The organism is Bacteroidota bacterium (genome assembly GCA_039821555.1).
Taxonomy (GTDB): domain Bacteria; phylum Bacteroidota; class Rhodothermia; order Rhodothermales; family Rubricoccaceae; genus JBCBEX01.
The window spans coordinates 1-7,466 of record JBCBNX010000020.1 but is presented as its reverse complement, the minus strand read 5'-3'; the positions used below and the strand labels follow the sequence as shown (position 1 = coordinate 7,466).

The window sequence follows — 7,466 nt, the reverse complement described above, 5'->3', positions numbered from 1 at the left end:
CCGCCACCCCGGCGATGTGCGGCGTGACGAGGTTAAACGGCAAGTCAGCGTCGAAGCGCTCCAGGTCCAATGACGCGAAGCCTGCCGCCTCGATGGCCAGCCCCGTCTCGCGGTCGGGGCGGCACCCGTCGGCCACCCAGCCCCACGGGCGACGCAGCACCCGCTGCGCCCCGCGCCGCACCGTTCCCCGCTGAGCCGCAACGTGCTCGATGAATACGAACCGGCCGCCCGGCTTGAGTACGCGCCGCACCTCGGCGAGCGCCTGTGCCACGTCGTCCACGGAGCAGAGCACGAGCGTGCTCACGACCGCATCAGCGCTTGCGTCGTTCACGGGCAGTGCTTCGGCCACGCCGACCTCGGGGCGTACGTCGAGGCCGAACTCGTCGGCCTGCTCTTGGAGGTAGGGGTACATGTGCACGTTCGGCTCGACGGCGACCCAGCGCGTGCCCGCTGCGAGGTAGCGCGCGTTCGGCCCCGCACCGGCTCCGATCTCGACGACCGTACCACGTAGAGCGCCGAGCAGGCTCTGCTTGCGGTCCCCGTAGAGCCGTTGGTCGGTGCCGTCGGCGCGGTGCATGCAGCCAGCGAAGAAACGAGCGTAGAGGCCGGAGCGGGCGGCGGTGCACATGGAGGAGCCGTGTGGACGTGTGGACGTGTGGACGTGTGGACGTGTGGACGTGTGGACGTGTGGACGTGTGGACGTGTGGACGTGTGGACGTGTGGACGTGTGGACGTGTGGACGCAAGCAACGTGCCCGTTCCCGCTCGTCCAAACCGATTCTACTTGGATTTTAGGGCGCTAGCCCGTAGGCTAGGCACCATAGTCTTCGGAAGCGCTTCCTGGCGCTCATTTTTCGCTCACACCAGTCCTCTCCTGCTATGTCCATCGCCAAAACCATCGAGGTCTCCTCGCAATCCACCGTCAGCTTCGACGACGCCGCACAAAACGCCATCCGCGAAGCCGGTCGCACCATCAAGAACATCCGCCACGTGTGGGTCGAGTCCTTCGAGATCGAGGTCGGCGACGACGGCACCCACATGTTCCGCACGCACTGCAAGGTGACGTTCGTCGTCAACCACGGCGACGACGCCGGCGGCGACTGAGCCTTCGGTTCTGAGCTATGGCCTCAGAGCCACCACCCCAGAGCCATACCCCCGCGCCTCGGTCCAGCCGGACCGGGGCGCGTCCATTTGCATGAGGGCGATGTACTCGCACAGGGGCGATGGACACGAGGGCGGTTCCAATGGGGGCGCTCAGGCCGCAGTCATCGCCTCCCACAGCAGCCGCAGCGCCACGAACGCCGCGAACGTCGCGAAGGCGAGCCGGACGACGTTGACGTTGAGCCGATAGACCGCCTTCACGCCGAGGCGAGCGGTCAGCATCGTCGGCAGCGCCAGCAGCAGGCCCCGTCCGACATCGACATAGCCGATGGCCGTAGACGGCGTGTCGGCACCGAGCCCGAGGTACGCGTACGTCGCCACGCCCATGAGCGAGATCAGCACGATGGTAGCCGTGGAGGTGCCGACGGAGCGTTGCAGGGGCAGCCGCACGAGGCTATTGTAGGCGGGCACGAGGATCACGCCGCCGCCCACGCCCGCCGCCGCCGCGAGCGAACCCGCCGCGAGGCCTGTCCCGCCGAGGAACGGCAGCGTCGTTCGCTCGGCCCCCTCGATCGCAGGCGCCGCACCACGCCGACTCTGCCAACTCTTGCGCAGCATCCGCACCACCACCACGAGCAGCACCACGCCCAGCACGACCTGAAACGCGCGTGCGTCGTACCACGGCCGCGTGGTCACGAACCGCGACATCAGTAGGACAGCCACCGCCGCGCAGCCCCCCGTCACGAGCGCCACCCGGCGATGCACGCCGTCCTTCTTGAGCTGGCTCACCGTGCCCGCCGCCGACGCCGCCAGCGTACAGAACAGGCTCGTCCCCAACACGAGCGGCGTCAGGATGGCCTCGTCCACGCCGATCGCGCGGAAGTAGAAGAAGAACACGGGGCCGAAGATCACCCCGCCTCCGATCCCGATCAGCCCGGCGATGAATCCGCCAATTGCTCCGGTGACGAGGAGCAGGACGATGTGCAGCGGATCCACGGAGCAACGGACAGGTGGGGCGAAAAACCGAGGCGCAAGCTACGGCGCGGCCCGTTCTCCGCACCGTCGCGTCACCTGCCCAGTCTCTAGCGCGGTGCGAGCACGCTCCGGTACCGCGCGCGATCGTCGAGGACGGCCACGGCCTGCCGTAGCTGCGGGTCCGTGCCGAGCGAAGTAGCCACCTGCGCGGGCTGCCCGACGTAGCGCGAAAGGATCTCCTGGCGCAGCCGCTCGCGGAGGCGCGGCGCGTGGCGCTCGAAGTCGGCCTCCTTCTCGTCGACCAGCTCGGCGCGGAGGTCGGCGACCTCGTCGTCGGTGGCGTCGTAGCCCGCCTCGTCCAGGTCGGCGACGAGTTCGGCGAGCATGCGCTCGGCGCGCGTCTCGTAGGCGATGTCCTCGGCGTCTACGAAGGCGCGGAAACGGGCCAGCAGCGCGTCGTCCACGGCGAAGCCGGTCGGCAGCGTCGGCGTCTCGGCGGCAAAGCGGTTGGCAAAGCGGAAGAAGGCCGCCCGTCGCACGAGCGCCTCTTCGAGCTCGCTTACCGGCCCGAGGCTCGCCTCGATGTCGGGGTTGATGCCCTGGCCGTCGAAGACGGTCCGGCCGCCGAGCGTCTCGAAGGCGCGGCGCAGCGAGTCGGGCACCTCGTCGGCGTGGCCGCCGGCCTCGTCGCGCCAGTAGGTGACGCTCTGGATGCTGCGCCCGCTGGGGATGTAGTACTTCGAGGTCGTCATCTTGAGCGACGTGTTGTAGGGCAGCGGGCGGATAATCTGCACGAGGCCCTTGCCGAAGGTTGTCTCGCCGAGGACGACGGCGCGGTCGTGGTCCTGGAGCGCGCCCGCCACGATCTCGCTCGCGGAGGCGCTCACGCCGTCCACGAGCACCACGAGCGGCATGTCGGGCGCGATGGGCGCCGCCTCGCTGCGATAGACGCGCTCACTCTCGGCGGCCCGCCCGCGCGTGGACACCACCACCGACCCCTGCGGCACGAAGTGGCCAACGATGTCTACGGCCTGGTCGAGCAGCCCGCCACGGTTGCCGCGCAGGTCGAGCACGAGGCCAGTGAGCGTGCGCCCGGTCTCGTCGGCTTCGGCCTGCATCGTCGCGACGGCGTCTTCGACCTCGCTCGCGGCGGTGCGCGCGAAGCGTTCGAGGCGCACGTAGCCCACGCCCGCCGCCTCGCCCCCGAGGAAACCGGAGTGGGTCACGTTTTTGAGTTGGATCTCAGCGCGCGTGAGCGTGAACGCCAGTGCGCCCGGCTCGCCCTCGCGCTCGACGCTGAGGTCGACGGTCGTGCCCGGCGTACCGCGCAGCAGCGCCCGAAGGTCGTCCTGCGCGAACTCGGACACGGGCGTCCCGTCGACGCTCAGGATGGTGTCGCCGGGGCGCATGCCCACCTCGGCGGCGCTGTAGCCTTCGACCACCTCCACGACCGTGAAGCGCTCGCCGCGCAGGCTCACCGTCACGCCCACGCCGCCGTAGCGCCCGCGCGTCACGATGTCGATGTCCTCGTTGGCCGCCTCGTCGATGAAGACGGTATATGGGTCGAGCGTGCCGAGCATGGCCTCGATGCCTGCGCGCATCATCCGCTCGGGATCGACGGGGTCGACGTAGCCCGTGGCGAGCTCCTCGTACAGCTCACCGAAGATGGTGAAGTTCTTCTTCATGGCGAAGAAGTCGTCACCGTAGGCGAAGCCGGTCCCGAGCAGGGCGCCCACGCCGAGCGCGAGCGCGAGGGCCAGGAAGTGCAGCGGGCGAGGGCGGGAGACAGCGCGCATAGCAGGCAGAGGGTGGCGGCTCGAACGGGACGGCGATCCGGACGGAACGGCGATGGAGATTCAACGAAGCGGGAGCGTGACACCCGACAGCCCGCCGGGAGGATCCGTATGGACCGGATTCTACCCGCCCCTTGGCCTTCTCACCCACCGACGGGCCGAAATAGCAGGCGGCACCGGGAGCCGTCCCCCGGTGCCGCCGCCGTCGAACAAGAGCCTACCGCGCTAGACCTCGCCGTTTGGATCGAGCGTCTCAATGGTCGCCCGGTAGGCGCGCAGGAACGAGGCTGCCATCGCGCCGTCGATGATGCGGTGATCGTAGGAGAGCGACACGTACATCATGTGCCGGATGGCGATCACGTCGCCCAGCGTGGGGTCTTCCACTACCACCGGCCGCTTGGTGATCGCGCCCGGGGAGAGGATGGCCACCTGAGGCTGGTTGATGATCGGCGTGCCCATGAGCGAGCCGAGCGATCCGACGTTGGTCACGGTGAACGTGCCCCCCTGGAGTTCGTCCGGGAGCAGTTGCTTGTTGCGGGCGCGCGTGGCGAGGTCGGCGACGGCTTGGGCAAGGCCCGCGACGTTCTTCTGCCCCGCGTCGCGCACGATGGGCACGAGCAGGCCCTTCGTCCCGATGGCCACCGCGATGCCGATGTGAAAGTCTTTCTTGACAATGACCTCCTTGCCCTGCACCGAGGCGTTGAGAAGCGGGTGGCTCCGGAGCGCGTCGACGGACGCCTTGACGAAGAAGGGGGTGTAGGTAAGCTTGACGCCCTCGCGCTGCTGGAAGGCCTGCTTCTGGCGCTCGCGCAGCGTGACGAGGTTGGTGACGTCGATCTCGGCGAAGGAGGTGACGTGCGCGCTCGTCGCCTTGGAGCGCGTCATGTGCTCGGCGATGAGCTGCCGCATGCGGTCCATCTTGACCACCTCCACGCGCGAGCCGCCATCGCCCGAGGCCGCGACAGGTTGGGCGGCCAGCCGGGGTGCTGACACCGGGGCTGCCTTCGCGACGGGCTGCGCCACGGGAGCTGCTGAGACAGGAGCCGCCTGCGCGGGCGCGCTACCCCGCTGCTCCAGGTAGGCGAGCACGTCTTGCTTCGTCAGGCGGCCCTCAGCGCCGCTCCCAGCGAGGCCTTCGAGCTCGCGCTGCGAGATGCCTTCCTTCTGGGCGATGGAGCGCACGAGCGGCGAGAAGAACTGGCCACCAGAGCCTCGGCGCGGGATCGGCCCTGCGCTCACGTCGGCTCCATCACCGGAGACGCTGCGGCCAGCGACGCTGCCGCCGGACACGGCGCGGGCCGCGACAGGGGCGGCGACCGGCTCGGCCGTTGGCGCTGCCGGGGCGGCACTGGGCGCGGGCACCGCAGCCCCATCGCCCACGGCGATGCGCGCGATGATGGCGCCGACCTCGACCGTCTCGCCTTCCTCGGCGACGATCTCGGCGAGCACGCCCGCGGCCGGGCTGGGCACCTCGGAGTCGACCTTGTCGGTCGAGATTTCCAGCAGCGTCTCGTCCAGTTCAATGGCGTCGCCGACCTGCTTCTTCCATTCGAGGACGGTGCCTTCCATGACGCTCTCGCCCATCTTGGGCATGACGACCTCGACCTGCTCCGCAGACGAGGGCGGTGAGGCTGGCGCCGCAGCAGGGGGCGCCGCAGCAGGAGCCGCAGGGGCTTCAGCGACCTCCTGGGCCGGCGCCGAAGTACCCGTGTCGGGGGCCGCCGCGCCGTCGCCGCCGACCTCAGCGTTCACGTCGGTGTCGATCACGGCGATCTTCGTGCCTACGTCCACGGTGTCCCCTTCCTCCGCGAGGATCTCGACGATCCGTCCAGCTTCGGGGCTAGGTACCTCGGAGTCGACCTTGTCGGTCGAGATCTCCAGGAGCGTCTCGTCCTGCTCGATCGTGTCGCCGACCTGCTTCTTCCATTCGAGGACGGTGCCTTCCATGACGCTTTCGCCCATCTTGGGCATGACGACGTCTACGCGAGCCATAGTGCGGTTGCGGCTGTGCTTCCCGGGGGAGCTTCAAAGGGGTCGAGTGGCCGCGCCCGCCGGGCGACGCACGCGGGGCTCGAAATATACCGCACCCCCCGCTCCGGAAGCGGTTCGCGGCGCCCGCGCGCGTGAAGAGGTGACACAGAAGTGCGCAGGAATCCCAAAGACGCCCATGGAATCCCATGGGCCACGGCTTCCCACCTCGGCAGCGGGCCGTCCCCAGGATGTCACCGCGAAAGCATGTCACCGCGAAAGCATGTCACCGCGAAAGCATGTCACGCGGTGCTCCTGCAGCGCACCGGCTCGGTGCTCCCTGGGAACTACGCCATCTCGCGGAGCGATCCGATCGGCGCGGAGAGCACGTTGGTGAACCCATCGACATCCTGCGCATCCAGGAGGGGCTCGATGGTGCTGAGCAGCTGGCTCACGCACGAGGCGCGATACATAAGGTCTTCCCGCACCTCGCCCTTGCTGCCGAGACGGTATTGCACCAAGGCATTGAGCTTGGTCCACTGACACTTGAGCTCGATGTAGTGCAGCGCCAGCATCCGCTCCAGGTCGGCTGCGTCGTCCACATCGCGTGCGAGCTGTAGCACTTGGTTGCGTAGGCCTCTAGCGTAGGCAAGCGTGGCTTTAACCTGGGAGGGAACCGCTCCCTCCCACTCGCTAAGGGTCTCTTGCCAGGCTGCGTCGATCTGCGGGTCCTTGAGAACTTCGTTGATGATGGTGGGCGTGACCATGGGGAAAGGCGACTATAAGGTGAGGACAGGGAATGCGAAGACGCGCTCCAGGATGAGGTAGCCACCAGCCGGTAGCGGAGTCCGTGCCTACCACGAAGCACGGGAACAGCACGAACGCATGGCTCGGGCCACGCTGGCGTATTCAATGGCTTGGCAAATACGGTACCCAACGCCTCCAGCGACCCCGCAGGTTTTATGGCGAGGCGAGAGGTTTCACATCGGAACTACAACCGGTAGAAACAACCAAATCGTCCATGGGAATAGTCTGTATCATCCTGATATTGCACAATCATTATTGTGTTTTATTTAGATACATAATGGTTTGATTGGGTATGGCGAGGAGCTATCTGGCTGCCCTCATGGCGCCCCGGCGTTCCTGGTTCCTCGGTCCTGGTGTCTCGCTTTGATATGGCGCGCGCACGGCAAAAAAATCGGCGCGCTGCTTGTCCATGCCGTGGGTACTCCGGTACACGAGACCGCTTACTGTCCTAACCCTACCCCCATCTCACCATGTCTTACCCTACGCAACAAGACGTCGCGTCGCGCGGTGAAGCGCAGCTACTCCAAGACGCGCTCGGTGAGAGCGACCCGATGCTGCTGCTCGAGCTCGTCCGCTCGATGGAAGCGCAGCTCTCTCAACTCTACGGTGGCGACATCGCACCGAGCGGGACCGAGACCCCCGCTACCCTCCCCGCCGTCTATACCGCCGCCGGTGTGGAGTCCGCGGACGAGTTCGTCGAGCTCGTACGCTCGATGGAAGAACAACTGGCGGCCTTCTACGACGAAGACTAGGTAGCGTTGACATTTGAGTCGGACGGCCGATGGTCGATACCCGCAGCAACCAACCTCTGCTGCCCGTGCCC

7 protein-coding genes are annotated in these 7,466 nt (G+C 67.5%); 2 read left to right on the top strand and 5 right to left on the bottom strand.

Annotated elements, in window-relative coordinates; all coding sequences use genetic code 11:
- A partial coding sequence (locus tag AAFU51_16170) for a class I SAM-dependent methyltransferase (GenBank protein ID MEO1572795.1) occupies positions 1-628 on the bottom strand: 628 nt, incomplete at its 3' end.
- Positions 629-878: 250 nt separating this feature from the next.
- On the opposite strand from AAFU51_16170, the gene AAFU51_16165 reads away from it, so the two are divergent.
- Positions 879-1,103, top strand: coding sequence for a dodecin family protein (locus tag AAFU51_16165; protein MEO1572794.1), 225 nt, complete (start codon positions 879-881; stop codon positions 1,101-1,103).
- Between the two features lie 150 nt (positions 1,104-1,253).
- Here AAFU51_16165 and AAFU51_16160 read toward each other — a convergent pair whose 3' ends face one another.
- From AAFU51_16160 to AAFU51_16145, 4 genes are all read right to left on the bottom strand, one after another.
- Positions 1,254-2,096, bottom strand: a complete 843-nt coding sequence (locus AAFU51_16160; GenBank protein MEO1572793.1) for a sulfite exporter TauE/SafE family protein — start codon at positions 2,094-2,096, stop codon at positions 1,254-1,256.
- 86 nt (positions 2,097-2,182) lie between these two features.
- Positions 2,183-3,871, bottom strand: coding sequence for a S41 family peptidase (locus AAFU51_16155; GenBank protein MEO1572792.1), 1,689 nt, complete (start codon positions 3,869-3,871; stop codon positions 2,183-2,185).
- 222 nt (positions 3,872-4,093) lie between these two features.
- Positions 4,094-5,860 (bottom strand): 2-oxoglutarate dehydrogenase, E2 component, dihydrolipoamide succinyltransferase, encoded by a 1,767-nt coding sequence (gene sucB / locus AAFU51_16150; protein MEO1572791.1) that lies wholly within the window; start codon positions 5,858-5,860, stop codon positions 4,094-4,096.
- Positions 5,861-6,183: 323 nt separating this feature from the next.
- Complete coding sequence (locus AAFU51_16145; GenBank protein ID MEO1572790.1) at positions 6,184-6,603, bottom strand: hypothetical protein; 420 nt, start codon at positions 6,601-6,603, stop codon at positions 6,184-6,186.
- Between the two features lie 510 nt (positions 6,604-7,113).
- On the opposite strand from AAFU51_16145, the gene AAFU51_16140 reads away from it, so the two are divergent.
- Positions 7,114-7,395: a hypothetical protein gene (locus AAFU51_16140; protein ID MEO1572789.1), complete on the top strand. Its 282-nt coding sequence runs from the start codon at positions 7,114-7,116 to the stop codon at positions 7,393-7,395.
- The last annotated feature ends 71 nt before the right edge of the window (positions 7,396-7,466 follow it).